A 24,470-nucleotide genomic window follows, 5' to 3' on the forward strand; every position below is an offset into this window, starting at 1 on the left:
CGTCCTGCTGCAGGTGGGCGATGAGATGCTCGGCGAGCTTGTAATCCTTGTCCATTGTGTGGAGATTAGAGAGTTAAGAGTTGAGTGTTGAGTTGTCGTCGGCCTGGGCCAGGAGGCGGTTGAGGACCAGGGTGGCGGCGTGCACGGCATACTCGCGCATCTGCTCGCGGGAGGGCATCACCTCCGGATGGGCCGGGATGGTAGCGGACTTGACCAGGGCACCAAGCGGTGTGACGTCCTGGTAGTGGCCGTCCTTATTGCGGCGCTTGCGCTGCTTGACGCGGGCCAGGATGGCGCTGCCGGTATCGACGTCGCCCAGCACCATGACCTCATCCTCCGGGATGTGGAGGCTGGCCAGGGAGCGCCGGCGCAAGGGGGAATCCCTGAACGGGATGAGCAGGCTCTTGATGCGGCGGCCGGTCACCTCCGACTTGCGGCCGGAGGGCTTGACGGTGCCGCCCAGCCACTGCAGGCGCACGCCGATGTGGGTGATATCAATGGTGGCCTTGTTGTCCCGGATGACGGGAGGATTGACCGATCGCTTGGCCGCGCCCCAGAATCCCTGGGACTGGGTGCGGTCGACCATGCCTTGGAAACTATCCCGCACCGCCTGGCGGGCGGCCCTGGCCACGTCGGCCACCATCTCCGTGCGGATGGCTGGAGCCAGGGGGAGCCGGTTGAGGCCTATCACATCGACGTGGAGCTTGATCATGAGTTGACATCGGTTAAGGGTTGAGGCATAAGAGGGACATGAGTGGGATGGACGGCAAGATCAGTAACCGCGACCTGCGCTGGTGGCTCAAGGAGCTGGCCAGACCGCGCGATGCTGCAGCCACCACTGCCCGGCCGGAGGCGTCCGACTGGGAAAGCCGGGCACGAGCCCAGGGCTGGCAGCCGGCCAGACCGTTTGTAGGCGGCCGCAATGGCAACGGCCGCCAGAACCGCCATCTCCGGCGTAAGGGTTGATCTGTTATTGCTGCTCGCTGACATAGACGTAGGTGGGTGTACCGTCCCTCCCCCGGACGATCTTGTTGACTCTGTGGCGCACGCCCTGCATGATCAGCACCTCGCTCTCATTGGTATGGGGATGCTGGTCGGTCTTGTTGACGAGCCGCCTCTGCTCCTGGAGAGTGCGGACGATGGTGTCGATGCGGTGGCCGGAGCGGTAGTCCTCGTTGACCAGGATGATCCTCTCGTTGCCCGGCTTGCCGCCGGCCGCAAACCGCTGCGCCGTCTCCTCCGTGCGCGACCAGCTGTCCACCATCTTGGTGGGTAATGCCTGGTAGCCGTCGCGCTTGATACGATCCAGGAATTGGTCGGCGTTGTTAGAGTCGATGGACATGCCCCGGTAGAGCGTGCCGCTCTCCCGGACGTCGGTGGGCCTGATGCGGTTGACGGCATCGTAGAGGGCGTCCCACTCCTCCTGGGTGGCGTAACCCTGGACGCCGCGCTGCGCCCGGTCAAATTTGCGCTGGTCCTCCACAAATTTGACGACGGCGCGGGCCTGGGTGTCCGGGATGACGGGAGGGCGCTGCCCGCAGATCACACGCCCGGCCTCGCTCCAGTGTACCGGGCGTGTGCCGTTGGGGTCGGTGTAGTAGACGCGGTCTCCCTCCACCTCCACACAATCCGCCAACGCTCTGGCAAATGCCTGCTGCAGGTCGCCGTCCATCCTGGCGACGGACGCCTCCAGGCTGGCGTTGAGCGACTCGTTATCCATCCCCTCAATCGTCGCCTCCGGGATAACCAGGCCGTGGCGCTGAGCCTCCTCGTAATCGACCGGATCCACTCCCATCCCACTATTATAGTCATAGGGCGGGTACGGCAGGTCAAACCGGCTGAGCTTGCGCCAGATGGGCGAGGTCAGTAGTGCAATGTGGGAGCCGTCGGTGGCCACGCCCTCGTAGTTGACGGCGGCGGCCGCCTCCCTCCAGCGGGCGGCCCAGTCCCTGGGCTGTCGGCTGTAGCGCTCGCGCACCAGGCGCTGGGCCGGGTAAGCAATCGACCCCATCATGGAGTCCCGGTAGGCCTTGCCCTGAACCATGGCTACGTTGGTATCCAGGATCAGGCGCTGGCGGGCATCAGAGTTGAGGTCCTGGATGGTGCCCTCCGTGCCCGGCTCCGGACGGTAGCCGGTGGCACGCAGCATCGCGCGGACCTCGCGCAGAGCGTCGGCCTCGGACAGATTGCCATCCACGATCCCCTGGGAGCGATCCCTAAATCCCTGCACGCGGGCATAACACCCCTCCCTGGCTGTCCAGTAGGAGCGCTCCCGGATGTCCGGATCCACGCCGTCCCAGTCTGCCGACGACATGCCGGCAGCAGGCACCGTGACCTTGGATTGCATCAACTCTGAGGGACTTGGCATGGATTTATAAATTACTAAATGTTTTTGTCTTTGATCTTTGCCCCGTCAGGGGCATCGTCTTTAGTATTTGTTCCCGCGCCCCCGTCCAGGGGACGGGAACAACCCCGGCGCTCCGGAGCCGTAGGCGGGACGCGGTCCCTGGACGTAGGGACGCTTGCCGGGAGGCACGGGCATGCGGCCGTCCGGAGCGATCACCCGGTGGGTGCCGGCCCGGACGGCCTCCAGCCGCTCGTGGGCGGCTGTGTTGGCCTTATCCCGGTCCTCGGAGACCGAGACCGCAAACCGCTTGAGCAGACGCCAGGCGATCATGTCCAGGGCCTCCGGCTTGAGCGTGCGCGGGATGGTGGTGTCGCTCTGCAGGTCCATCACATTGGCGGCGTTGCCCGCGATGGCCTCGCGCACGGCTGCCGTCACGTCCTGGATGATGCCGGGCACGACGGTGCCCTTCGTGTCGGCGGCCGTGATGGCCTCCAGCTCGGCGCGGTCGATGACCTCCGTGAGCATGTCCGCCGTCAATGTGATCCAGTGGAGCATATCAGTTAATAGTTAATAGTGATTAGTTAATAGTCTTATACTGTTACCTGTTAACTATTACCTGTTAACTCATCTCCCACCGGGGCGGGATCGTCGAGGTGCAGGATCATATCGACGAGCGTGTCACACATGCCGATGGCCTCGGCAGCCTTGCGCAGGTCGAGCATCTCGTAGGGCTTGGTCCGGGCCAGGATGCCGCTGATCACTCCCCCGGCGATGATGGCTGTGATCTCCTGTCTGGGAGTCAGGCCGTCCTGGATGGGACGCAAGGAGGCTGCGTATGGCTCCAGGGTCTTGGCGGAGCCATGCAGGGCATCATACTCGTGAGTGGTCATGTTGCGGCCGGGATCGTCCCCTGTCGCCGGGCAGTCACTGTCACCCTTGGCGGCGGGAGCGGAGGGCTCTACGGCAGGTTGACGGGCGGGACCGGCTGCAGGCTCCGGTGTGGATACCTCGGCAGCGGTATCCTCCACGGGCGGCGTGGTCTGGTCCTGGTCGGTATTGGTGGGGGTCATCTCCTGGGCGGGAGCCTGAGGAGCGGCGGCCTTGTTGGTCTTGGTTGATTGGACGATTGCCATAATAATATTTAGTCTTTGGTCGTTAGTATTTTGTCTTTGTTTTCCGCCGCCCGGAGGCGGCGGAAAAACCGCATCAGGCAATCTGCATGCGCATCATGGCCGACGGGGCGGCAAACACCACCTTGTGATGGCCGCGCACGCGCAGCCACTCCGTGGAGATGTCCTCGTCGCGGTAGGTCTCCACCGTGCTGTACATGTCATCTCCCGCGAGGTTAAGGGTCTTGAGCGCGGAGATGTCATCCAGGGACGGGTTGTCGTCAGCGTAAAACAGGTAGATGTTGTTGCCCACGACGTTGACGTTGTCCACCTCTGCTCCGCCCACTCCTCCCGGATTGTAGGAGGCGATGGTGCGCATGACCTTGACCGGCGGGATGTCGTCGCCCTGCAGGCCGATGAGCTCCAGGAGCGTCTCCGGCGTGAGGACCTTGCGGCCCATCTCACCCATCATGGACTGGACCTCCGTGTTGGCCTGGATGTCCGCCCAGATGTCGCGTGTGGTCAGGATGCGGTTGGGGTAGACGCCGTTGTTGACGGCGAATTTGTTGATGAGACTGGTCAGGATGCTGACCACGGGCTTGGAGCGGTCGCTCCACTTATTGGCCTCCGTGATGCCATCCACCGACGTGATGCCGGGGATGACGCTGTTGGCGTAGTCAAACACCTCCTTGTTGTGGGAGATGAGCATGTGCCGTGCCAGCGCGCGGGTCTTGGACTGGCGCAGGCTGTTGCGGTAGACCTCCTCGTCCACCGCTCCGAGCAGCTCGCGGTCGTCAATGCCGATCTTGAGGACGTGCTCCTCCAGCATCACCGGGACGTCCTCGCCACGGATGTCGATGGTACGGGGCGAGTCGTACATGGGGCGGCGGGTGTCGGATGTGGCAAACGCGTCCTGTCGCAGGTAGCGCTTGTAGGTGGTCAGCAGGCCGGGGGCCTTGACTCCCGGCGCGAGAAAGCGAGCCGGGTCGTGGGTCTGGGTGCCGTACCAGCCGACAATGTAGTTGGTCAGCGGCAGGTTGACGGCGTAGGTTGCGGATGTACTCATGCTATGTAATAATTAATAGGTAAGAGTTAATAGTTAGGCCTTGGCGGCAGTGGCGGCCGGACGGGCGACGAGGATGACCTCGTGGAGGCAGTCGCCCTGGCCGCTGGTATTGGGGGCCAGGGACCTGGCCACGACAACCTCGCCGGCTGCGCCGGTGGCCGCCTTGACGGTGGCATCGGCGCACAGCGCCAAGTCGGTGCCGGTCTCAATCGTGCCGGGCGTCTCGTTGAGGCGCGCCTGGACGATGCCCGGATGGGACTGGAGGATCAGGTCGCCGCCGTTGCCGTCGGCTCCGTCGCGTCCGTCAGGGTTGCTGACAACACCATCGGGGATGTCGGTGGCGGAGGTCACCAGGGACATGGTCTTGCCGTCTGCGGAGAGCTTGGCGAATTTGCCCTCGCTCTTGTCGGTGCCGGTGGTGCCGGCCGGCCAGTCGCGGCGCAGCACGGGAGTCTGCTTGATAATCATGTTATTTAATAGTTAATGGTTAAGAGTTAATAGTTATTGATGGATGGTAACGATACTGTTAACTATTACCTGTTAACTGTTACCTCGCCGCCGCCCGGCGAATTCCTCGGCCGCCCTGGACCAGGCGCGATCGTACTCGCCGGGGGTCAGGGCACGGCCGTGCTTGGTTACCTCGGCGTCCACCGCCTTGCGGCAATGGGCCACCAGATCGACGTCGCTCTGCGGGATCTGGACGGCCTTGCCCTCCGGCGTGCGGTGGGTGACTACTCCGGCGGGAGTGATCTTGCTGTCCATGCGCCGGCCGCCCTGGTTGTTGTGCAGCTGGCGCGTGAGGGGAGCCTTGCTGTGGGCCTGGGTGGCGGAGCCGGACTCGGCGGCCTGCTGCTTGAGCAAGTCAAAGTCCGTCTTGAGGTCGGTGACGGCCTTGAGGATGTCGTCGCCTGTTGCGGTCTCGGAGAGGTTGAGCACCTTGGCAATCTCGTTGCAGATGCCAAGCCAGCCCTCGTCCTCGGAGTTGCAGTTGGTTTCGTCGTTGTCGTCGTTGTTGGTGTTAGTCGTATCGGCCGCCTCTTCCTTCTTCTTTTCCTCCTCCGTGTTGGACGGAGGGGGATTGTCGGAGTTGGTGTTGGTATCGTTGACCTTGTTCTTGTCCTCATCTCCGGGGGCGGTGCCCTCGGAGTGCAGGACCCGTTGGTGTCGTTGTTGTGTACTCATGTTATTGTGGTGATGAGAGATGCTCATGCTGCGGCTGTGGACGACCACGTCGCCGGCAGCGGATTGGCGGATGATGCCCGGCTGGGCCTCGTGGTCCGGGTTGTTGGTGACGGCCAGGCCGGACAGGCGCGTCGGTCTGTAGCCGTCCTTGTATGCCTGTTGGTAGTCGGCCAGCTTGTACTCGGTGCTGTAGGCCCAGTACTTGCCCTGGTTAAGGTCGCGGTGGGCGTCGTCCACCCAGGCGATGTAGGCGGCCTGGTAGAGGCGGCCATCTACTTGCCCGTAGTCCAGAGCCTTGCACCAGCCCAGGGCCGGGTTGTCGCCGGTCGTGCGCAGGTAGAGGTGGTCGTTGTTGACCTGGATGCCGTTGCCGCCGTTGACGGCGGGGTCATAGGACTCGCAGATATCCTGCAGGGCTGCCTCGTCGATGACCTCGTCCACGTCCCAGCGCTTGTCCGGGGCGATGGAGGTGTCGGGCACCGGGATGGTGTAGGTGCCGGCCGGCTCAATCAGGTACCAGCCGGCCTGCGGGACCTGTCCGACGGGGTACGGAGCGCAGGAGGAGGGGTCAAATGGGGGGATGCCGCGGGCAATGTATCTGTCTCGGTAGCTGCTCATATATCGGATTTGGCTGAATTTGCGCCGTGCAGGGGTCGTGCAGGGGTGGATGTGGCAAGAGACGGGTCAATGGCCGCCGCGCGGCGTCTCCCCTCGTCACGGGCCACCTGGAGGCGTCGGGCAATCTGGAGTGCCGTGGAGACGATCTCCTCCTCTCCGGGCACCTGCAGCATCAGGGCCAGCTGGGCCTGCTCCTCCGGGGAGAGGGGCAGCAGCTCCAGCGTGACCCGCTCCAGGCGCTCGTCGATGTCCCGGAGACGGTGGGCGACCACCTCCTCCAGCCGGCGGCGGGCCGGCTCCCAGAGCGTGGTGCTGCGGTGCAGAGCCAGGGTGGTGAGGGCGTCGCGGCGGCGGGAGTTGAGCGTGTAGGGCGTCTCCTGGGGGGCGGGCTGCAGGGGCATCTTGACGACACCCTCCATGGTCTGCTGCTGGGGCACGTAGCCGGCGGCCTTGATGGCGTAGAGCTGGGAGGAGGATACCCCGGCAGTCACCTGCCAGCCGGTGCGCTCGCTGACCTCGGCGTCGTCGATGTCGTAGCCGGCGGCGCGCAGGGCGGCCGCGTTGGCAATCTCCTTGTCCGGCGTGGTCTTGTCCACGCACGAGAGCGTGAATTCCACCAGGTGCGGCTGGCCGGGGTGGTACTCGTCGAGCACCCGGTTGACCAGCTGGGCCGTCAGCACGGTGGCGATGGAGGACGATTCGCCCGCCGCCCAGTCGGCAAACCCGTCGGCCTGGGCTCCCCCCGCCAGCGTGCCGGAGCCCGACTCGGTCATCACGGTCAGCTTGCCGGCCGTGGTCAGCATGGCGATCTCCTCGGTGGCTACCTTGTAGCGGCGGTCAAACAGGTCGACGCTCGTCTGGGACACAGGGACGGACTTGATGTCGGCACCATGGTCGATGACGCCGGTGGCGGCGGACAGCATCCTGGCCGCCGCCTGAATGTATAGCTGGCGCAGGTCCTCCGAGCAATCCGCCGGGAGGACAAAAAACGCCGGAGGAGTGCCCAGATGCTCCAAGAAGACGTCCCACTGGGCAAGTGTGGTGCTGCGGTTGAGTACCAGCATCTGGGCTGGCATGTCGATGGGCCGGGGATGCAGGCGCAGGATGAGGTCGTCCAACGGGACGGGCAAAGTCTCACCCCGGTAACGGCCAAACTGGGCGTTGGGGTTGTAGCCCCATGCCCCACGGTAGCCGTCCCGGCACATCAGCCAGTTGTCGATAGGCAGCAGATGCAGCCCATCGCTGTCGGCGTAAGGTTGCAAGAATTTGTAGTGGCGGCGGGACGCCTGGGACAAGGCGGTGATGGCCTCGTCCATGTTGACGATGGCGTTGCAGAGGTCGGTAATGGTGCGCTGCTGAGCCTCAGCCAGCAGGCTGTCGCGGTCGTCCAGATCGGGCTTGACGGTGATGGACCAGTCGTACTTGTCCAGAGCGTCGTCCCTCTTGGTGAGGCAGGTCAGCAGCATCGGATCGTATTGCTCCATCTGCTCCCAGATCCACTGCTGCTCAGCATAGGCTCCCAGCTGGCACTCCTGCAGGCAGCGGCGCACCGTGTCCACGCTCAGGTAGTCCAGCGGGCAGACGCGCTCAATCTGGCGGCGGCGCTCCTTGTCCAGCTCGGACAAGGGCAAAAATCCAAACATGCCCGGCCTGCTGTCCTGGGAGGGATTGTCGGGAGTCGTGAGCGACCTCTGCACGCCCTCTGCATGGGGCTTGCGGTGGAGGATGTAGTTGTAGAGTCGTCTGATCATACTATGCTGCTGCCATTAAGCGGTTGAGGGAGGGACGGCCGCCAAAGAGAGAGCCGTGGGAGCGGCCGCCAAACAGGCCGGCACCCTTGATGATGCGGCTGCTGCCTGGAGCCGGGAGGTGGTGTTGCACGTGGCCGTCGGCGGCGCGCAGGGCCAGAGCCAGGGCCGTGCAGCGGTCGGAGTGGCCCTCTCTGGTGTGAGGGGCCTCGTAGGTGTAATCCGTGCCTCTAAAGATCTGCTGCATGGCGTGCAGGTCCTCGCGCACCTCCACGTCGATCGGGATGCGGACACGGCAGGGAGACTCAAAGGCCTGTCGTAAGCGTGGGAAAATCAATCTCTTAAAGGCCGTCGTAAACGTGCACAATTCGATTTTGCCAAACTCGTGGCCCTCCGGATGCCAGCGCCCAAACTCCTTGACCAGCACGTCGCCCATGCCAATCCCCACGCCCGTATAGTCGTAGCACACCCGGCGAGCGGCCTTGATGCGGTGCCTCAACACCTCCATCTGGTCGGGCACGGACATGTTGCGCAGCACCAGCACCTCGCGGGTGACCAGCACGTCTCCCACCCGCTCCAGCGTCCAGCAGACCGTCGGGTCGTTGGTGCGGCCAAAGTCGATGCCCAGGCGCAGGTCCAGCTTGTTGCCCAGGTAGATGGCCGGGTCGCAGGACACTGTGGCACTGGCCGACTCCGCCGTGGCGATCAGGTCGTAGGGCAGCAGCACGTTGGACGAGTCGAGAAATTCGCACATGTACTCCTGCGCCCAGCCAATGGGGTCGTCTAGGGATTCCCGCAGTTCATCAATGTCGATGGGCAGCCCATCCTCCACCGCCTTGGCAATCGTTACCACATGGCAGGACCAGTGCTGCTTGCGGCCCTCCCTGGGATGGATCAGGTTGTCGTTGATGATCTTGTACGTCCTGGCGCCACGCCCGGTCTTGCCGTTGGGGGTAGTAATGAGGCGGACCTTTTTTTCACCCCCGCGCAGGGGGTTGGTGATGGAGGGCAGGACAGCACGCCATGTCGCATCGGGGTCCTCGAAAAATGCAAACTCCGTTAATACTAAGTTAGCGCTAAATCCTCGCACGGTATCCGGACGGCCCGGCACGGCCAGGATCCGGGAACCATTGGCAAACGTGATGGAGCCGGACTTGAGCAGCGTGTTGGGGCCGTCCTGGCGCTCAATCTCCTCGGCGGCCAGGGCAATGGAAAAAGCCTCAGCCCACTCCTTGCACTTGGAGAGCGACTCCATGGCCTGGCGCTCGGAGGGAGCCGCAATCATCCAGGTGGTCTTGGCCCGGACCATCGCATCCCTCACCGCCTCCGCCGCGGTGGAAAAATCCTTGCCGCTCTGACGGCTCCAGATGCCGGCCTTAAAGCGGCTCTCGTCCGCCACCCACTGCGCCTGGTAGGGCAGCAGCAGCTCCAGCGGCGTTGTGATCAGAGAGGAGGACATTGGAGAGTTGAGTTGTTATTAACTATTAACTGTTACCTATTAACCGGATGCCTCAGCATCCAAAGATGCTGCGCAGCTTGCGGTCGCGCTCTTCCGGGGTGAGGGTGGACTGGGTGACCTGCTTGGCGGCGTCGGCCTGGGCGGCCTTGGCCTCCAGTATCTTGAGGCGGCGCTTGTCCTGGGCCAGTTGCTCGGCCTTGAGGATGAGCCCCACAAGGATGCTCAATGCCTTGGGGTCGCAGGACGGGGAGGCGGCCAGGTCCAGGGCGGCGGAGCGGATGGCTCGCATCGTTGCCTCGTCCACGCCGTCGACGGATATCTTGTTGAGCTCCTCGGCCGTCTTGTTCTGCCGGGCCAGGCGCGCCGGCAGGATTTGGGAGTGGTAGTAGCGGCGGATGGCCTCCTGGCTCAGCGTGATGCCGTCCTCGGCCAGGCGCTCCTGGACGTCCTTGTAGGAGGAGCCGCCAAACAACATGGCGTCCACGTCGTCCTTGATGACGGGCGGCAGCTGGGAGCCGATCACGCTGTCTGGTCTGGGCTTGCGGAGCATGGAGTTTAGTGGCGGTAGACGATGTAGACGATCCAGGCCATCAAGGCCAGGGAGGCAACGGTGACGATGGTATCGTGGATGGTCATATCTGTGATAACTGGACGCGGCCGGCGTCGGTGATGGCGTACTTGCGCTCCCCGGTGAGGATGCAGGTGGTGGAGGTGATCATCCGCAGGGCCTCCAGCTCCTGGATGGCCAGGTCGATATCTGCCGTGCCGGGGCTCGGAGACAGGGCCAGGGACACCTCGGCCCGGAGGGCGGACACCCTCTGGGGGTAGCCGGCGGGCAGACGGTCGAGCACCTGCAGGACGGTGATCTTGATATTGGCGCGTGTGGTCATAAGGATTTGCGGGTCTTGAGGATATCGATCATCAGCGTAAGGGTGCCGGCCATCTCGTTGAGCTTGACGGTGATGCCGTTGAGGCGCTTGTGCAGGTCGTCCGTGGTCTTGGCGTGGAGGGCCTTGAGCTCCGCGACCTCCTCGCGGGTGGCAAATTTGTCCTCCAGGTAGACGCGCTTGGTGTCACTGTCTGACTGTGAGGACAATCTGCCCTTAGCATACCAGCCGCCGGAGGCTCCCAAGACGGCCACGATGATGCCTCCGACAACCTCCGGAGATACGCCTGCGGCGGCGTCTGCTATGAGTTGGGTGATCATGATCAGAGCAGTTGGGCCAGCGTGGCGGACCCGGTGGTGTAAGCGTGATGGAGGGTGGCCGTGGACAGCTCGCCCAGCTGGACGTGTCCTGGATCGTAGGGGGTGCGCCAGGCTCCGCCCCATACCAGGCCCAGCTGGCGAGCCAGGACCGCCACGGGCTTGTAGATGGAGTTAGGCCCCTCGCTGGGTGCCCAGATGTCGACCCCGTCCCTAAACAGGCAGACGTCGGCCGCAACCCCAAAATTGTGCATGCTCTGGCCTCCCCTGGCGTTGGTGACCCTGGGACGCTTGGCGTAGAGCTTGTCCTGCTCGTCGTAGGTGCGCAGGCCGCAGATGAGACGCCAGTCTCCGAGGGCTCGCAGTGCCGTCATCATCTGGCGCACCTTGAGCGCGGCCAGGGGTTGGAGGGTGAGCAGGTTATCCTCCGTGCGCTTGTCCAGCCGTCCGTAGCGGGTTTGGAGCTGCTTGTGGCTCTCGCGCCATTGGGCGGCCGCCTCGCGGGTCAGCGGGCCGGTGAGGCCGTCCAGCTTGCCCCGGTACATCCCGGCAAATTTGAGGGCGCGCTGCCAGGCGAGCGTGTCTTGTTGTAACTCCGCGTAGATCATGATAGTTAAGAGTTAATAGGTAATAGTTAATAGTCCGCTTACTTGGAGGTGGCTTGGACTACAGGGGCTACAACTACCTCCGGGGCGGCCTGGGACCAGAGCAGCTTGTGCTCCGTGCGGTCCACGACCAGGGAGGAGCCGCCACGGATGACTACTACCTGGCCGTCGGTAAGAGCTACGCTGGTGGCTATCGGGTCCGCATCCGTGCTGCTGCAGGAGCCGCCAAGCAGGACCATCAGCGCGCCCAGGACGAGCATCAGGCGGCCGGATCCGGACAAGGGGGAGGAGGAGCCGGAGCTAGGGGACATGGACGACGGATCCTGATTGGGATCCTGACTCCGGTCCTCCACGGGGGATGTGGCGTCCGCCCCCGTGGCAACAGGGCGAGGGAGGACGCCGGCCGGATTGCCGGACTGGCCACTCTGGCCGTCCTCTCCGGTAAGCTGGTATTTGCCGCCGCTTATAAACTGCAGCAGGACGTTGACCGCGCCAAGAGCGGTCGTAAATTCGACGGGGTTGCTCGCCAGCCAGTCGCGCACCGAGGGCAGCAGCATGGACAGCAGAGCGGCTATGTTGGTCCACAGGATGTAGGACAGGTACCAGGGAGTCTTGGAGGCGGCGGTGTTCCCGGCCCCACCCGGGGCCGGGACATCGTCATGCGCACCAGCAGTATTATCAACAAGAGATGGATCGTTGCTCATGGGGACACTTTAGCCCACGTGATGCACTTTCTCTATTGCGCTTGTTGCTTACAATTTATTTGGCGCAAATTAGTTATAAAAATTAAAGGTCGTCTGCAGCAGGCGCGCCTGGTTGACCGCGCTGTGCTGGGTTGTCTCGCTCATGGCCTCCACCTGGAGACGGTAGAGCAGCATCTTGCGGCCCACCGGGTTGGGCCGCCATGCGATGAGCTGTCCCAGCCGCACCATGCGCCTTACTGTCTGAGTGGAGGTGCCCAGCAACTCCGCCGCCTCCGCTACCGTGCAGCGGGGACCGGCGGACCATTGTGCGATTGTCTTGTCGTCCATGCCTATGACCTTACCACATTTTGCCGCCGTCTCTAATCGGCGGCAAAAAAATCCCCCTGCAGGGTATCTGCAGGGGGCGTGCGGGAAGTCAGGCAGGCAGTACCAGACCGAGACGGTCGGTGGCGATGCGGTGGTAGTCGGACGACAGCTCAATGCCCACGGCCGTGTGGCCCTTGTTGCGGGCGGCCACCAGCGTGGTGCCGCTGCCGGCAAACGGGTCCAGGATGCGGGATCCCGCCGGCAGGATGGTCATGAGGTGCTCCATTACCGGGACCGGCTTGCCGGTCAGGTGCAGCTTGTCCCTGGCGCGGATCGGCTCGCGCACCACGCCCGGAGGGCATAGCCTCACGGACTTGTCAATCCCTCCCCGTGTGGCGGTCAGCACGTACTCGGCCTGGTTGCGATACGTCCCCAGCTGAGGGCGGCAGCACTCCGTCTTGTCCCAGGGGATGATCCCTCTCCAGGTCCAGCCGGCAATCTGCAAGGCGTCCGATGTGATAGGCAGTTGACGCCAATCGCTAAATACCATCAGCCAGCCGCCGGGACGAGTCAGACGCAGGGCCTGCTCCATCCAGCGCACGGACCACATCAGGTGGGTGCGCTGGTCACGGCAGTCATTGGCAAACGTCGGGTAATACTTGAGGGCTGTGGAGGACTGATACTTGACGCGTGGATCCTGCGCCCTGGCGGCGCTGGACGTCCCTCCGGTAGCGTAGGGAGGATCAGTAATCACGGCATCGTAGGAGCCGTCCGGCATGGTAGACATCAGGGACATGCAGTCCCCATGTAACATGGTATGTGTGTTGGTCATCGAGCCAGAGTATAGCTCGCGCAAGCTACGCCTCTAACGACGCAACAAATTTATTATAAATTTGTTATGATTGTTGGATGTATAAAATTTATGATCAGGATGTTGCGCTGTGTCATACGTTAATCAGGATTGAGGTCGACGTAAGACAACATAGACATGCCCCTCTCCTCCTCTGGTCCTGTCAGCATCATGTACAACCCCCACAAACGAGCAAACCTGCCAGCCATCTTGCATAAACTTATCAAGATAATCTATTTTGCCGTCAGAAAACAAGTAGAACCTCTTGCATTGATATTCATACTCTTGCTTATATGTTTTGTAGATTTCCTGCTTATTTAGCTCGTGGATGTACTGGATATCAGCCGAGAGGGTATGCAAATAATACGCAATTATTCCAGTCGTGATAACAAGCATAATCCCTACAACAATTACAACAAATCGGAAAATATTATTCATAACCATTTAATCTGTAATTATTTGAGTTAATGAAGAAACTGTCTCAGTTAAATTGCGTAGGCCTAGTTTGAATGATTCTAATTTTGCTTCGGCAATAGTTGCTCGTTGTTGCCACTTAGTAGCATTAGGAGGATTATCACCAGTTAATAACCACTCCATCGACACATCCAGAGCATTAGCAATCCTGTATAGTTCCCACGCTCCTGGTGTTTGCACATCTAATGACATGTAGCGAGATATTGTTACAGGCGAAATATTCACACGTTGCGCTAACTCTCTCTGTGTTATTCTTTTCTGCTTAATTGCATATTTTAGGCGCTTGGAAAATTGCCCTAGCTGTAAACTTTTTTCTTGCATATAAGTTAACACAGATGTTAATTCGTTCTTGTAACGAGTAACGCAGTCACGCGTTACAAAACAAACATCTAACATAATGATTTCAACAACACAAGAGCCGACCGCCATACAGCGTCTACTGGCAAAGGGATGGACTATCAGTGATGCTGCCTTATTTCTAGGTGTGTCTCGACAACATCTTTATATGGTGCTGACGGGGCGTCGTGCTTCTAAACGCCTAACAGCCAAAGTTGAGGCACTGCCTTATCGCAGATTAACAAGGATGAGGAGGAGCAAGTAACGATGCTGAGAACCTTCGCCAATATCGTTGCCGCCATAGCAGTCATGTTCCTGGCAATCCTGGGAATGGTCAAGGCAGGGGGGTGGTATCTGGATGCGGAGGAGCGCCAGGTGCGCGACGGCGTTAAGGACCCGCGCACTGCCATCCTGCCCGTGCTAGAGAGGTGACACCACGATGGATGATAAGCCGGTAGACATGGACGCGCCCATGACCGAGGAGGAGTGGGCTATCTGGGGAGCCATGTGGAGTGTGCCGGAGGTACGCCGCCATTACCAGGTACATCACGACGGACCTTTGACCCACCCTGAGTTGGCTCATTACATGGGGCCATCCGACAGGATGATCTGGTCCATCCAGGACACCGCTATCATTAAGCTCCGAGCCGCACTAGCACAATATCTTAACAACGATCAACTATGAGCAATTACTTATCCATACCCGCCGAGACACGTGTGGCGTTGGACGTCAGCGAGGCCAACCGCCTGCACCGCTACGCCCAGGCCCAGGCCGAGATGGCGGCATGTGCCGGACGCAATGCCGTGATGGCAGGCCTCAAGCTGGGCAAACTGCTGGTGGAGCTCAAGGCAGCAACGGATCGTGGTGAGTGGGGACAATTATTTAGGGCATCCCCAAATTCGACACATGTGTCGAATTTGAATTTTGATCAGCGTACAGCCAACCGCTACATGCGCTGTTACAAGGCGGCCAAGGCCCGCCTGTCAGCCACTGAGGCTACCCAGCTGGACACCACCCTGGATGACCGGACATCTCCTGCCGCACCTCCGGAGCTGGTGGCCAAGGCGACCGACGGGGCCGAGACGCCCCGCCAAATGATGCTTAACCTCGGTGTAATCGCCTCTCGCAAGCAGACCACCCACGACGTGCGCCACATCGGCTTTACCGGCTCCGGCAATCCACAAGGCCCCACCGCCCTCGCCCCCATGGACAAGCTGGCCAATGACCTGGCCGCCATCAACCCAGGCGACGAGGAGATGGAGCGCCGACGCCACCAGGCCGAGCAGGACGCGGCCATGCTGCTTAAGCAGCTGGGCACTTACGTCGACCGCGGCTACGTCAACCTACTGCGTGTCCAGGAGCGCGAGCTGTTTGCCGAGGCCCTGGCCACTTACTCCCGCAAGGTGTCCGACATCGACGATCAGCGTGTCAAGGGCACGATGGACGGCATAGTTAACGACACAATTACACTCTAATATGATGGGCAACCACATCATGGACAATCTGCCGCTGCTGGAGCGGGATAAGGCGCTCGCCCTCTATGCGGCCTGCAAGCGCATCAAGGAGGCCAGCGCCTGTCGCGGCCTCAAGATGAGGGCCATTGACGAGGCGGCGGCCTTGTGTGGCATCTCCGCCGTGTCCATGCGCCGCTGGTACGAGGCGTGGCGCGCCGCCGGCGAGGACCCGCTATCTCTGGTGGACCGCCGCTACCGCAAGCAGCAGGCCCGCAGCAGGACCACGCTGCCCAGATTTTTGGCCGACTGGCACGAGCGCTGTATCCAGTGCCAGCGCAAGGGGGGAGTGCCTACCGCCCACCTCCAGCTCCTCCAGGATTGGAGCCAGCGGCGCAAGACCATCCCCGGTTATGAGGACTGGCCGGGCTGGCCGCGCATCCCGGAGGGCTGGAGCCTGCGCAACCTGCAGCGGCTCGCCCCCCAGTCCCTGGAGACGGTGGCCCTCAAGCAGGGCATCCGTGCCGCCGCACCCCAGCTGGCCCAGGTGCTGGCCACCCGCGAGGGACTCTGGCTGGGCAGTCATTTCATGTTTGACGACGTGTGGCTCGACCTGTTGGTGTTGGCCGGTCGCGACAAGGGGCAACCCCTGCAGCTTGGCGTGCTGGAGTACCTTACGGGCAAGCGCGTGGCGTGGGGCCAAAAAATCCGCCGCCGCGACGAGGAGACGGGCAAGATGATCCACCTCAACCAGCGCGACATGCGCTGCATCCTGGCCCTGTGGGGTGCCACTGTCGGGTACTCCCCACGAGGCACCACCCTCGTGGTGGAAAACGGGACGGCGGCCATCAGCAAGGAGCTGGAGGAGCTGCTCTACCACGCCAGCGGCGGTCTGATCAAGGTGGACCGCTCCGGCATCGGAGGTGTGCGCCAGACCCTCAAGCAGGGCCACGGCGGCCGGGGCGTGGGCAACCCGCGCCACAAGGCCCCCCTGGAGTCCTATCACAACCTGCAGCACAACCGAGTCAGCCACCTGCCGGGTGCAACCGGACATGATCGCACGCCCCCGGAAACCCTCCACGGTCTGGCGCGGGCGGAGGATCAGCTCATCAAGGCGGCAGACAAGCTACCTGCGGAGCGTGCCGGCCAGATCAAGCACTACATGCTGACCATGGACGAGCTGAGCCACGAGCTGACCAAGATCGTCCGCGATATCAATGCCAGGACCACTCACAAGCTGGAGGGCTGGGAGCGCTGCGGGTACACCGTCGAGGAGATGAGGCTTTCCGCTTCCTCCCCCTGGACTCCGTCCGGGGAGGTTGATCCCGCCATCGCCCAGACGATCGTCCGCAATGCCTGCGAGACCGGGGCCGACCTGGTGCGCCGCCGCCGCATGAGTCCCGCCGAGGCCTGGGACTACGAGGAGGCCAAGGGTAATAATCTCATCAAACTGCCCGCTTGGTGCATCTGCCAGATCCTGGGCATGGAGATGGCCCGGCCCATCAAGGTGGCCAGCGCTTACATCCGCATGCGCAACAAGGATATCCGGGACGAGGAGCTGATCTACGAGGCCCGCGTGGTTACTCCCGACGGAGCGCGCCGGGAGCTGGCCCCCGGCAAGTACCAGGGCTACGTCAATCCCTACGATGCCAATCAGCTCTTTGTGTGCGGTCAGGACGGCCGCATCATCGGCACTGCAGCCCTCGTGCGGAGGGTCTGCACGGCCGACACGCACGCCGTGGAGCAGGCCATGGGCAAGGCGGCCGGACGCCGGGAGCAGCAGCTGGAGTATGCCCGCATTATAGGAGCCTCCACGGAGGCGGATATTGTCCGCGCCCGTGAGCACAACCGCAGGGTAATAGAGGGAGAGCCGGTGACGATATCCGAGTACGCCCAGGCCTACAGCCTCACCCCCACGCCTGCCGATAAGCGGGCCGTGGCCAGGGCTGCCACGGCGGCGGCCGAGTCCATGCCGGACATCAGCCTCATCCCCGCCAACGGCAGCAATGACGACGAGCTGCCCCACGACCTGCCCGATGTAAGATTTTTGTAAACACAACAACCCCAATATAATAGATGGACGACATTACCAAAATCAATAATGACGCTGACCTGAGCAGGTATCTGGACCGCATCCCAGAAACGCCCTACAAGCAGGGCCACAAGAAGATGCTTACGGACCTGATCAACTACGCCGTCGAGCATCAGTGGACTCTGCGCACGCTGTCCGACAAGCTCCCCGTGAGTACGACGGTGATGCACCGCCTGCTGATTGGTAACTACCAATCTCCGGCCGGTCCACATCTGGCCAGGCTTGATGACCTGTGCGGCGTGCTGCTCTTGCGACAGCAATCAACCTCGGATGGTCCGTTTATCGAGACGGCTCTCTCCAGGTACGTGATGCAGATTGCCGAGCTGACCCACGTCAACCAATACGCCTCCATGCTGGTGGGCAAGACGCAGTGGGGCAAGACCTGGGCGCTCAAGGAGTACCGCCGACGTCACCCCGGCACGGTCATCCTGGTGCGCTGCCCGGTAGTCACCAGTCCGGGACGGCTGCTCTACCGCATTGCCGCTCAATTAGGCTTGTCGGTCAAAGGCAATACGGAATTTCAAATTTCCAAGATCGTCAACCGATTGACTCCGGAGCACCTGCTCATCGTCGACGAGATACACCACGCGCTGGACAGCGACAAGACCGGCCGCAAGGGCATTGAGCAGCTGCGCGAGCTGTACGACGAGACCCAGTGCGGCATGCTCCTGGTGGGCACGCCCGTCCTGGCCGAGTACGTAGAGCATAACGACAAGTGGCAAGGCATCCTGGAGCAGACCTCCAAGCGAGGAGCCTCCAATATCTACCGCCTCCCGGATCACATCGAGACCCGTGACCTGGAGACCCTCTGGACTTATTACGGCTATCCGACTCCCAGTCGTGCCATGCTGGCCGCTCTCAAGCAGCAGGCCAATATATATGGATTTGGCAAGACCACCAAGCGCTTGCGCAAGGGACTGGAGGCCGCCAACAATGCCGGGGTGGACCTTACCTGGGATTACTACCTGGCAGCCGTGCGCAAGCTGGACGAGATGCAGGCCGGCAAGATGCCGGCCCATGTGTAACACCTTAATATTAATTATTATCATCATGCAACAAGACACCAACAACAAGACAATCGTGGGCGCCATCACAATCCCACAAGAGACCCTCGCCGCCATAAGATTTGGCGGCGGCATACCGCAACTGGCCGCCCATGTCAGTACGGCGCTGTCAACATGGGGAGCCATTGGCACGACCGATCCGGTCGACCTGGGCGATATCCATCAGGCCCTCACCGATGCCGCCGAGCTGCTGCCTCAGCTCCTGCAGGACGTTGTCCTGCTGCGCGAGGCCATGCTCGCCCAGGACAACGTTTAACCACCCCCCTCCCAACATGAGCAAGAAGACCATCAAGTACAGCATCGTGGTCATGGGAGGCTCCCGATATGTGGTCCTCCGCCTGGCCGCCCTTAATGCCATCGTCGACACTCACCACTACCTGGCGACGTCACTCATCCCCAAGCTGAGCGACGAGCAATGGTCCAGTTATCGGTCATCACTCTATGTAACGCAACAGATCCACGTTGACCGGATCAACCACCTCAATGTGGCCATCCTGAGCAAGACGGACTACGACTCGCTCAATCTGGCCATCGCCCATTTGGATGCCCTCATGATGACCAAGGTCGTCGATAACATCACCGTCGGCCCGTCCGAGGACGAGCCATCCGCCATCAATCATTAACCACTAATCCACCACTATCATGTACAGCACCAACATTAACCATCAGCAGGACGGGCGGCAGCAAGCGCCCGACATCAAGCCGGCTCCCAAGGGGAGCAAGTATGTATTGCACATCGAGGACGTACTTACGGACAAGGGCAAGACCGGACTGGCCATCTGGAGTGAGACTCTCCAGGAGGCCGATCACGAGACACCGGCCTCCCGTGTCGCCACGCTGCTCAAGGAGATCATCACCCGCAACACCGACGCCATCGGCAAGGTGATGATTGACGCGATCAACCGTAACCGGGAGGGCGAGCAATGATGGAGTACACCTATGCTTATTGCTGGCTAAGCGGCATAATTGAATTTGGGCGGCAAGTACCGGACGGAGCGTTGGCTATTGCCCGTGCGCCCAAGGGTAGCCGTAAGCTCAGGACTGCCGTCAGCACATGGGCTACTCATGATCATGAGACCAACACCCTGCTGGTGCCCGGTATGCCTGCCGCCCTTAATCCCTATCATGCGATACAGGCATTTAGGCGGTTTGCCGATCTTGTGGATGCGGATTTACCAAGGGAGGAGGGCCAGCCGTCATGACTGATCCCATCTACTGCTATTACCACCGGCACGCCCGCCTGGAGATCACCCAGCGGTACGGGCAGACCTATGCGGTCTGCCCGGAGTGCCGGCAAGCCCTGGCCAAGGCCCTCGGTCCGGAGACATACCGCGCCAATTGCGGCGATTATCACGCCTCAGACGATATAATCCACAGACTGACCAACAAGGTCCCTCGGACACGCCGTCCCTCCCATCTACATGTACATTGACCAGCCATGACCTACGATCCAGAGACCCTATGCACGCTGATCAGCATGCAGCTGTCCAGATTTGCCGGAGCCGGCAACTACTGGACTATCTACGACCCACACTGGCCGGGCATGATAGCCATCCGGCTGGAGCAGCTGGGAGAGCGCTATGTCCCGGTGGACGGCGCTAAATTCTACACATGGCTACAGACGCCCGACCTCACTTGGCAGGATGTCGTATCTATGGTAGCCCGCAAGCGCAAGCAACTCAATAAGACTCACAACCACAAATAATTAATATAATATGGCCTACATTAATAGGCGCGAGATCCGCGCTAAGGAGTTACTGACCGAGACCGCAACCATTTACAACAGGGTGGGATCTACGGATTTAGCTCGTCTTGATCCATCAAACATCGTTACTGATAACGAGTTATCCATTATGGATTTAGTTACCACTTATGATGATCTTATAGATGATCTTGATGATATAAGGTTCAGGCTCAATGAGATGTTTGATTTACTACAGGATTAACCCCACACACCGATAGAGATGAGCAAGACGCGCACAACAACCAAGGCAACCGACCAACAGGTCATCAAGGATCGGGCCGAATTCTGCCAGACCCTGGACGACATCGCCCGCAAGGGCGTCGAGCTGGATACCTTGCAGGCAGCCAAGGAGGCTGCCATGCAAAAAGTCCTCACGGATCATGATCCCAGGATCAGTGAGCTGACCAAGGATATTGACCGCCTCACCAAGATGGCTGAGCAATGGGCTGCTCCTCGCCGTGAGGAGTTGTTTGCCAAGGGACGCAAGTCCGGCACCACCGCCCTGACCACTTACGGCTACCGCCTGGGCCAGCCCAGCCTCAAGCCCGCCAATGGCTGGACATGGGCTAAGGTAGTGCAGCTGCTTAAGACCACTCGCCGTAAGGTGTACCTGGTCACCAAGGTGACCCCGGATAAGGAGGCAATCCGCCAGCATGTCAAGCCCCACAAGCTTGCCAAGCTGGGGCTTAAGATTGAGCAGGTAGAGACGTTTTACGTAGAGAGGAGCACCCAGCGCGATGACTGAGATGGAGGTAGTCTACATTGATAACCATGTCGTCCTGACTATCACGACAGGATCGGTGCGCGGAGCAAGCACTGCAACACTGATCCATCTGACTCCCGCACAGCGCCAGCAGCTGATCAAGGCCCTGCAACACCCCAAGCCCTATCAGCCCAAGGACAACAACAATCCATCCATCGTCATATGAGCAAGCCACTTACCAAGCGACAGATCACCGTACTCTCCATTATGGCCGGCAAGGCCTACAAGCGCATCCAGTCCCAGGGCTGCCCCCTACCGTCTCTGACGGATTGGCGGCATGACGAGATTTGGGCTGCCACAGGTGTCACCGAGTCACTGACCAAGGCCACCCAAGAGCACTACGTGCCTATATATAATAGGCTGGCCTCCTACCTGGGCGAGGCTCCCCTCAAGAACCGGACTTGGACGGAGATGGACAAGGCTATTCACAACCTGCGTGATGCCATGCAGCGCTATGAGACAGCGCTGGACTATCTGGCGGCTATTGTGCGCGACCAACTGCATCTATCCTGCACAGGTCGGACTGTGTACAATACCCTGCGAGATCATGCTGCCGTGGAGCATGTCCAGTACCTGATGTACACCATCATCAACCGTGGACGCTCGGATGCCCGCAAGATGGCCTCAGAGACCGGTCAAGAGACCTACGAGCCGCACGCGGATCCTCGCACGATGCCGCCCGGCAAGCTGGCTGATCATGTCGGGGCTGTCCCTCTTGAGCGCCACCGCTCAGCTCTGGAGGCTAACTGGGATATGACCGCCCGCAAGTACAACCAGGGGAGGTGCAGTCATGAGTAATCCTGACTATCCGCTCACTTGGCCGGACGGGATGGATCGCTCCCCCCATGTTCCTCTTAATCGCACAGCGGTTACTGAGTGGGCGGTAGGCATGACGGTTGTGGTGCCCTATGGTCATGGACTCAATCAGCGATGCACATCCGGCAAGTTACTTCGCAAGATTAATCCCTGCGGCAGTGGCGATTACTGGATGGTTAAGTATATTGCTCATCCCGGAGGCACTTATGTCACCGAGCGTGAGTTGCGCGATCATTACAGCATGGTTGGTTATTATGCGGATAAGCTCGCGTCCTGACCACCTATTAGTACATCACGCCATTTCAGGCCGCCAGGTAGTTCCTGGCGGCCTTTTTCATTTCAATCATCTTCCTCTTCATTCCTGATCACAATCCATACGTTGTTGAGCACATCCCGCACCCATGCTGTTATTTCATGACCCTGGCGGGTGGACCACATCAGCGCAATGGCTGACTCCCGCAGATGATAGGTCTGGGGATGTTCTTTGCCTTGGTCCTGCGGAGATATAACAGTGACTGATCCGTACACGGGGATCGGCGTCACTACGATGGGTGTTTCTGTGTCAGACATGGTTGCTATTTCATCCAGTTTACACCACTTCTGCAACATCATTGCAACCGGGTTTCATCCCCTATGCAACGGAGGTTCACTTGCCGCCAGGTGATCACGCCCGGCCTTTTCGCTCCCTCACAGAGGCGTGGATTGAAACAAAAGCATTATAGACAACAGCCCCTATAAGCAATTCAGGCCGTCAGGTTATCCCTGGCGGCCTTTTTTTGAGTTGCCCTGCCGGATGTTATAGTCCATCCAATAGGTCCTTTATCTTACCTGACCTCTCCGCAATATCCTCGCACGCTTTAGCAGTGACGTCGTCCTCATCCCTCAATCGCATGGCATGCAATTTGTCTATGGCATCATTGAGCAGGTCCATGAGGTCCCGGCGTTGTTGATGATAATTGATTAGTCTCGATGTGATGTTGTCGTCCATGACCGACACATCGCTCTGATTAACCTCACAGTCCAGTCTATCCGGACATTTTTAATTTTTCGTCGGGTAATCCTTGGCGATTTCGATTTCTTGCAGCGTGGACCCATATCTGTGCAGGGCGTCTGCACACCATCTGCATAGATCTTTCCTGGGTGATTCGTTTTGATCAGATACTTGTCATTGACCCGTGTTTTGCCCTCCGTTTTGATCAGATACCTACTTGTGCTCGGCATCGCTTGCAACCTCTTTTGTTTTCAAGCTTCCAACGGATTTCAACCTTAATTCAACACTGATCAACTATCCTGTCGTCCCTCACCTGAGCGGTCGCACCCTCACGGGTGCGTGGATTGAAACAATGCTGGATGGAAAGGTCCGGTCTCTATCTGGAGTCGCACCCTCACGGGTGCGTGGATTGAAACCGGATTGTGCGGGTGCGCGATTGGGCCGCAGATGTGTCGCACCCTCACGGGTGCGTGGATTGAAACAACGTCCAGCCATATCTCGCCGGCCGTAAAGCCGGTCGCACCCTCACGGGTGCGTGGATTGAAACCGGGATGCGGTCCAGATACCTGCTCAGGTCAGCGTGTCGCACCCTCACGGGTGCGTGGATTGAAACAAATCCAAAAGAATCATATCAATCCCTTATCAATAAGTCGCACCCTCACGGGTGCGTGGATTGAAACTATGATCTCCTTAAGAGAGTTTTTGCCTGGCATCTGTCGCACCCTCACGGGTGCGTGGATTGAAACCCCTCACGGGTCCGCTCACGTGCAGGCAACTGTGTCGCACCCTCACGGGTGCGTGGATTGAAACTCCGGCCGACGCCTGTTGCCTCCGCTACGTCGTAGTCGCACCCTCACGGGTGCGTGGATTGAAACCGCGTTACATAGGAGGTCGTCTCGCGGGAAAATAGTCTCACCCTCACGGGTGCGTGGTCATACGGATTGTTCATATTCCAGCATAGTGCTCCTTCATGTACACAGGAGAATGAATAAGCAACAGTTATGCTTCAATATTTCACGATGCTAGAAAGCCGCCAGATTTTTTCTGGCGGCTTTTTTGTGTCGGTTAAGACAGGTGGGACAGGCCCGGATGATTCAAGGCCGGTCAGTCTTCCATGTTATCCCCTTATGGATCATGATTTCCCGTCAGTCATTCCACAGGTATTCCTGATATTTTATCAGGCTTCCTGCCTCCGGCAGCTGTTTGTATGAGATAGTTTGCCCTGTGAAGACAAGGGGTTATCCCGTTATTGCTTCCATCTTTTGAGGTGCGGGAAGAATTGCTTCATGCCGGACCGGGCTTCTTCCACGGTATATTTCTTTTCCGAGTCCTTGTTGAATTCATCAAGGTATTCCAGGTTGTGCTCGATCATTTCATCCATGGTGCAGTCCCGGGTGAAACGGCCCTCTGCATAGCAGTAGTGGCAGTAATCCTCGTTGCTACTTCCGTCCGCTTCTTTTCCGAAGGTGGAGTCGTTTACAGGCATGCCGCAGCTCTGGCAGAATTGTTGTTCCATTTCCATGTTTGTTGGCGGGTTGTT

At 60.2% G+C, this 24,470-nt stretch carries 35 protein-coding genes and 1 CRISPR repeat array; of the genes, 15 read left to right on the forward strand and 20 right to left on the reverse strand.

What is annotated here, in order from left to right; genetic code table 11:
- Nucleotides 1–73: 73 nt before the first annotated feature.
- Nucleotides 74–712 (reverse strand): hypothetical protein, encoded by a 639-nt coding sequence (locus tag OQH67_RS10310; protein WP_067573278.1) that lies wholly within the window; start codon nucleotides 710–712, stop codon nucleotides 74–76.
- Nucleotides 713–732: 20 nt separating this feature from the next.
- Between OQH67_RS10310 and OQH67_RS10315 the strand changes: the two genes are divergently transcribed.
- Nucleotides 733–966, forward strand: coding sequence for a hypothetical protein (locus tag OQH67_RS10315; RefSeq protein WP_147550270.1), 234 nt, complete (start codon nucleotides 733–735; stop codon nucleotides 964–966).
- A gap of 4 nt (nucleotides 967–970) precedes the next feature.
- On the opposite strand, the gene OQH67_RS10320 is transcribed toward OQH67_RS10315, so the two are convergent.
- The 17 genes from OQH67_RS10320 to OQH67_RS10400 all read right to left on the reverse strand — a co-directional run bounded on the left by OQH67_RS10320 (nucleotide 971) and on the right by OQH67_RS10400 (nucleotide 14,101).
- Nucleotides 971–2,347 (reverse strand): hypothetical protein, encoded by a 1,377-nt coding sequence (locus OQH67_RS10320; protein WP_067573277.1) that lies wholly within the window; start codon nucleotides 2,345–2,347, stop codon nucleotides 971–973.
- Between the two features lie 81 nt (nucleotides 2,348–2,428).
- Nucleotides 2,429–2,902, reverse strand: a complete 474-nt coding sequence (locus OQH67_RS10325; protein ID WP_067573275.1) for a phage protein Gp36 family protein — start codon at nucleotides 2,900–2,902, stop codon at nucleotides 2,429–2,431.
- A gap of 50 nt (nucleotides 2,903–2,952) precedes the next feature.
- Nucleotides 2,953–3,480 carry a hypothetical protein gene (locus tag OQH67_RS10330; RefSeq protein ID WP_067982835.1) on the reverse strand — a complete coding sequence of 176 codons (528 nt, stop codon included), beginning with the start codon at nucleotides 3,478–3,480 and terminating at the stop codon, nucleotides 2,953–2,955.
- 73 nt (nucleotides 3,481–3,553) lie between these two features.
- Complete coding sequence (locus tag OQH67_RS10335) at nucleotides 3,554–4,522, reverse strand: hypothetical protein (protein WP_067573271.1); 969 nt, start codon at nucleotides 4,520–4,522, stop codon at nucleotides 3,554–3,556.
- Between the two features lie 33 nt (nucleotides 4,523–4,555).
- Nucleotides 4,556–4,990, reverse strand: coding sequence for a hypothetical protein (locus OQH67_RS10340; protein ID WP_067573269.1), 435 nt, complete (start codon nucleotides 4,988–4,990; stop codon nucleotides 4,556–4,558).
- Between the two features lie 72 nt (nucleotides 4,991–5,062).
- A complete protein-coding gene (locus OQH67_RS10345) occupies nucleotides 5,063–6,322 on the reverse strand; it encodes a hypothetical protein (protein ID WP_067573267.1) in 1,260 nt (419 codons plus the stop codon).
- A complete protein-coding gene (locus tag OQH67_RS10350) occupies nucleotides 6,319–8,073 on the reverse strand; it encodes a phage portal protein family protein (RefSeq protein ID WP_067982833.1) in 1,755 nt (584 codons plus the stop codon). The genes OQH67_RS10345 and OQH67_RS10350 overlap by 4 nt, the downstream gene beginning before the upstream one ends.
- 1 nt (nucleotide 8,074) lies before the next feature.
- Entirely contained in the window at nucleotides 8,075–9,529 is a 1,455-nt protein-coding gene (locus OQH67_RS10355) for a terminase large subunit domain-containing protein (protein ID WP_067573262.1), read from the reverse strand.
- 52 nt (nucleotides 9,530–9,581) lie between these two features.
- The gene (locus OQH67_RS10360; protein WP_067982831.1) at nucleotides 9,582–10,079 is read right to left on the reverse strand and encodes a DUF3486 family protein; all 498 of its coding nucleotides are present in this window, start codon (nucleotides 10,077–10,079) and stop codon (nucleotides 9,582–9,584) included.
- An 82-nt stretch (nucleotides 10,080–10,161) separates the two neighbouring features.
- Nucleotides 10,162–10,419 (reverse strand): hypothetical protein, encoded by a 258-nt coding sequence (locus tag OQH67_RS10365; RefSeq protein ID WP_067573257.1) that lies wholly within the window; start codon nucleotides 10,417–10,419, stop codon nucleotides 10,162–10,164.
- Nucleotides 10,416–10,736, reverse strand: coding sequence for a hypothetical protein (locus OQH67_RS10370; RefSeq protein WP_067573255.1), 321 nt, complete (start codon nucleotides 10,734–10,736; stop codon nucleotides 10,416–10,418). The genes OQH67_RS10365 and OQH67_RS10370 overlap by 4 nt, the downstream gene beginning before the upstream one ends.
- A 2-nt stretch (nucleotides 10,737–10,738) precedes the next feature.
- Nucleotides 10,739–11,341 carry a M15 family metallopeptidase gene (locus OQH67_RS10375; RefSeq protein ID WP_067573253.1) on the reverse strand — a complete coding sequence of 201 codons (603 nt, stop codon included), beginning with the start codon at nucleotides 11,339–11,341 and terminating at the stop codon, nucleotides 10,739–10,741.
- Between the two features lie 38 nt (nucleotides 11,342–11,379).
- A complete protein-coding gene (locus OQH67_RS10380; protein WP_067573251.1) occupies nucleotides 11,380–12,042 on the reverse strand; it encodes a hypothetical protein in 663 nt (220 codons plus the stop codon).
- 69 nt (nucleotides 12,043–12,111) lie between these two features.
- Nucleotides 12,112–12,369: an excisionase family DNA-binding protein gene (locus OQH67_RS10385; protein WP_067573249.1), complete on the reverse strand. Its 258-nt coding sequence runs from the start codon at nucleotides 12,367–12,369 to the stop codon at nucleotides 12,112–12,114.
- An 88-nt stretch (nucleotides 12,370–12,457) separates the two neighbouring features.
- Nucleotides 12,458–13,144: a DNA-methyltransferase gene (locus tag OQH67_RS10390; RefSeq protein ID WP_197457202.1), complete on the reverse strand. Its 687-nt coding sequence runs from the start codon at nucleotides 13,142–13,144 to the stop codon at nucleotides 12,458–12,460.
- 159 nt (nucleotides 13,145–13,303) lie between these two features.
- Nucleotides 13,304–13,636 carry a hypothetical protein gene (locus OQH67_RS10395; protein WP_147550265.1) on the reverse strand — a complete coding sequence of 111 codons (333 nt, stop codon included), beginning with the start codon at nucleotides 13,634–13,636 and terminating at the stop codon, nucleotides 13,304–13,306.
- A gap of 6 nt (nucleotides 13,637–13,642) precedes the next feature.
- The gene (locus OQH67_RS10400) at nucleotides 13,643–14,101 is read right to left on the reverse strand and encodes a helix-turn-helix domain-containing protein (RefSeq protein ID WP_082770292.1); all 459 of its coding nucleotides are present in this window, start codon (nucleotides 14,099–14,101) and stop codon (nucleotides 13,643–13,645) included.
- Between the two features lie 174 nt (nucleotides 14,102–14,275).
- On the opposite strand from OQH67_RS10400, the gene OQH67_RS10405 reads away from it, so the two are divergent.
- The 14 genes from OQH67_RS10405 (at nucleotide 14,276) to OQH67_RS10470 (ending at nucleotide 22,216) form a co-directional block, all read left to right on the forward strand.
- Entirely contained in the window at nucleotides 14,276–14,440 is a 165-nt protein-coding gene (locus OQH67_RS10405) for a hypothetical protein (protein WP_156469867.1), read from the forward strand.
- A 249-nt stretch (nucleotides 14,441–14,689) separates the two neighbouring features.
- Nucleotides 14,690–15,484, forward strand: a complete 795-nt coding sequence (locus OQH67_RS10410) for a hypothetical protein (RefSeq protein WP_067573241.1) — start codon at nucleotides 14,690–14,692, stop codon at nucleotides 15,482–15,484.
- 1 nt (nucleotide 15,485) lies between these two features.
- Nucleotides 15,486–17,513 carry a hypothetical protein gene (locus tag OQH67_RS10415; RefSeq protein ID WP_067573239.1) on the forward strand — a complete coding sequence of 676 codons (2,028 nt, stop codon included), beginning with the start codon at nucleotides 15,486–15,488 and terminating at the stop codon, nucleotides 17,511–17,513.
- A 23-nt stretch (nucleotides 17,514–17,536) separates the two neighbouring features.
- Nucleotides 17,537–18,577 carry an AAA family ATPase gene (locus OQH67_RS10420; protein WP_067573237.1) on the forward strand — a complete coding sequence of 347 codons (1,041 nt, stop codon included), beginning with the start codon at nucleotides 17,537–17,539 and terminating at the stop codon, nucleotides 18,575–18,577.
- On the forward strand, nucleotides 18,570–18,872 hold the full coding sequence (locus tag OQH67_RS10425) for a hypothetical protein (protein WP_067573235.1): 303 nt from the start codon (nucleotides 18,570–18,572) through the stop codon (nucleotides 18,870–18,872). Before OQH67_RS10420 ends, OQH67_RS10425 begins: the two co-directional genes overlap by 8 nt.
- Before the next feature lie 16 nt (nucleotides 18,873–18,888).
- Nucleotides 18,889–19,239, forward strand: coding sequence for a hypothetical protein (locus tag OQH67_RS10430; protein ID WP_067573233.1), 351 nt, complete (start codon nucleotides 18,889–18,891; stop codon nucleotides 19,237–19,239).
- A 19-nt stretch (nucleotides 19,240–19,258) separates the two neighbouring features.
- The gene (locus OQH67_RS10435; protein ID WP_067573231.1) at nucleotides 19,259–19,543 is read left to right on the forward strand and encodes a hypothetical protein; all 285 of its coding nucleotides are present in this window, start codon (nucleotides 19,259–19,261) and stop codon (nucleotides 19,541–19,543) included.
- Nucleotides 19,540–19,818: a hypothetical protein gene (locus OQH67_RS10440; protein WP_067573229.1), complete on the forward strand. Its 279-nt coding sequence runs from the start codon at nucleotides 19,540–19,542 to the stop codon at nucleotides 19,816–19,818. The genes OQH67_RS10435 and OQH67_RS10440 overlap by 4 nt, the downstream gene beginning before the upstream one ends.
- Nucleotides 19,815–20,048: a hypothetical protein gene (locus OQH67_RS10445; protein WP_147550253.1), complete on the forward strand. Its 234-nt coding sequence runs from the start codon at nucleotides 19,815–19,817 to the stop codon at nucleotides 20,046–20,048. The genes OQH67_RS10440 and OQH67_RS10445 overlap by 4 nt, the downstream gene beginning before the upstream one ends.
- 6 nt (nucleotides 20,049–20,054) lie before the next feature.
- The gene (locus OQH67_RS10450; RefSeq protein WP_067573227.1) at nucleotides 20,055–20,321 is read left to right on the forward strand and encodes a hypothetical protein; all 267 of its coding nucleotides are present in this window, start codon (nucleotides 20,055–20,057) and stop codon (nucleotides 20,319–20,321) included.
- A gap of 259 nt (nucleotides 20,322–20,580) precedes the next feature.
- Nucleotides 20,581–21,105 carry a host-nuclease inhibitor Gam family protein gene (locus OQH67_RS10455; protein ID WP_067573223.1) on the forward strand — a complete coding sequence of 175 codons (525 nt, stop codon included), beginning with the start codon at nucleotides 20,581–20,583 and terminating at the stop codon, nucleotides 21,103–21,105.
- Between the two features lie 55 nt (nucleotides 21,106–21,160).
- Nucleotides 21,161–21,289 (forward strand): hypothetical protein, encoded by a 129-nt coding sequence (locus tag OQH67_RS10460; protein ID WP_257227041.1) that lies wholly within the window; start codon nucleotides 21,161–21,163, stop codon nucleotides 21,287–21,289.
- Nucleotides 21,286–21,921 (forward strand): hypothetical protein, encoded by a 636-nt coding sequence (locus OQH67_RS10465; protein ID WP_067573219.1) that lies wholly within the window; start codon nucleotides 21,286–21,288, stop codon nucleotides 21,919–21,921. Before OQH67_RS10460 ends, OQH67_RS10465 begins: the two co-directional genes overlap by 4 nt.
- Nucleotides 21,914–22,216 (forward strand): hypothetical protein, encoded by a 303-nt coding sequence (locus tag OQH67_RS10470; RefSeq protein WP_147550247.1) that lies wholly within the window; start codon nucleotides 21,914–21,916, stop codon nucleotides 22,214–22,216. Before OQH67_RS10465 ends, OQH67_RS10470 begins: the two co-directional genes overlap by 8 nt.
- A gap of 62 nt (nucleotides 22,217–22,278) precedes the next feature.
- On the opposite strand, the gene OQH67_RS10475 is transcribed toward OQH67_RS10470, so the two are convergent.
- Together OQH67_RS10475 and OQH67_RS10480 are read right to left on the reverse strand one after the other, a co-directional pair.
- The gene (locus OQH67_RS10475) at nucleotides 22,279–22,509 is read right to left on the reverse strand and encodes a hypothetical protein (RefSeq protein WP_147550244.1); all 231 of its coding nucleotides are present in this window, start codon (nucleotides 22,507–22,509) and stop codon (nucleotides 22,279–22,281) included.
- Between the two features lie 741 nt (nucleotides 22,510–23,250).
- Nucleotides 23,251–23,805: direct repeats of the CRISPR family, unit length 31 nt; unit sequence GTCGCACCCTCACGGGTGCGTGGATTGAAAC.
- A 371-nt stretch (nucleotides 23,806–24,176) separates the two neighbouring features.
- Nucleotides 24,177–24,446 carry a zinc ribbon domain-containing protein gene (locus tag OQH67_RS10480; RefSeq protein ID WP_130084888.1) on the reverse strand — a complete coding sequence of 90 codons (270 nt, stop codon included), beginning with the start codon at nucleotides 24,444–24,446 and terminating at the stop codon, nucleotides 24,177–24,179.
- Nucleotides 24,447–24,470 lie beyond the last annotated feature (24 nt).

Origin of the sequence: Akkermansia biwaensis (assembly GCF_026072915.1) — a bacterium.
GTDB lineage: Bacteria > Verrucomicrobiota > Verrucomicrobiia > Verrucomicrobiales > Akkermansiaceae > Akkermansia > Akkermansia biwaensis.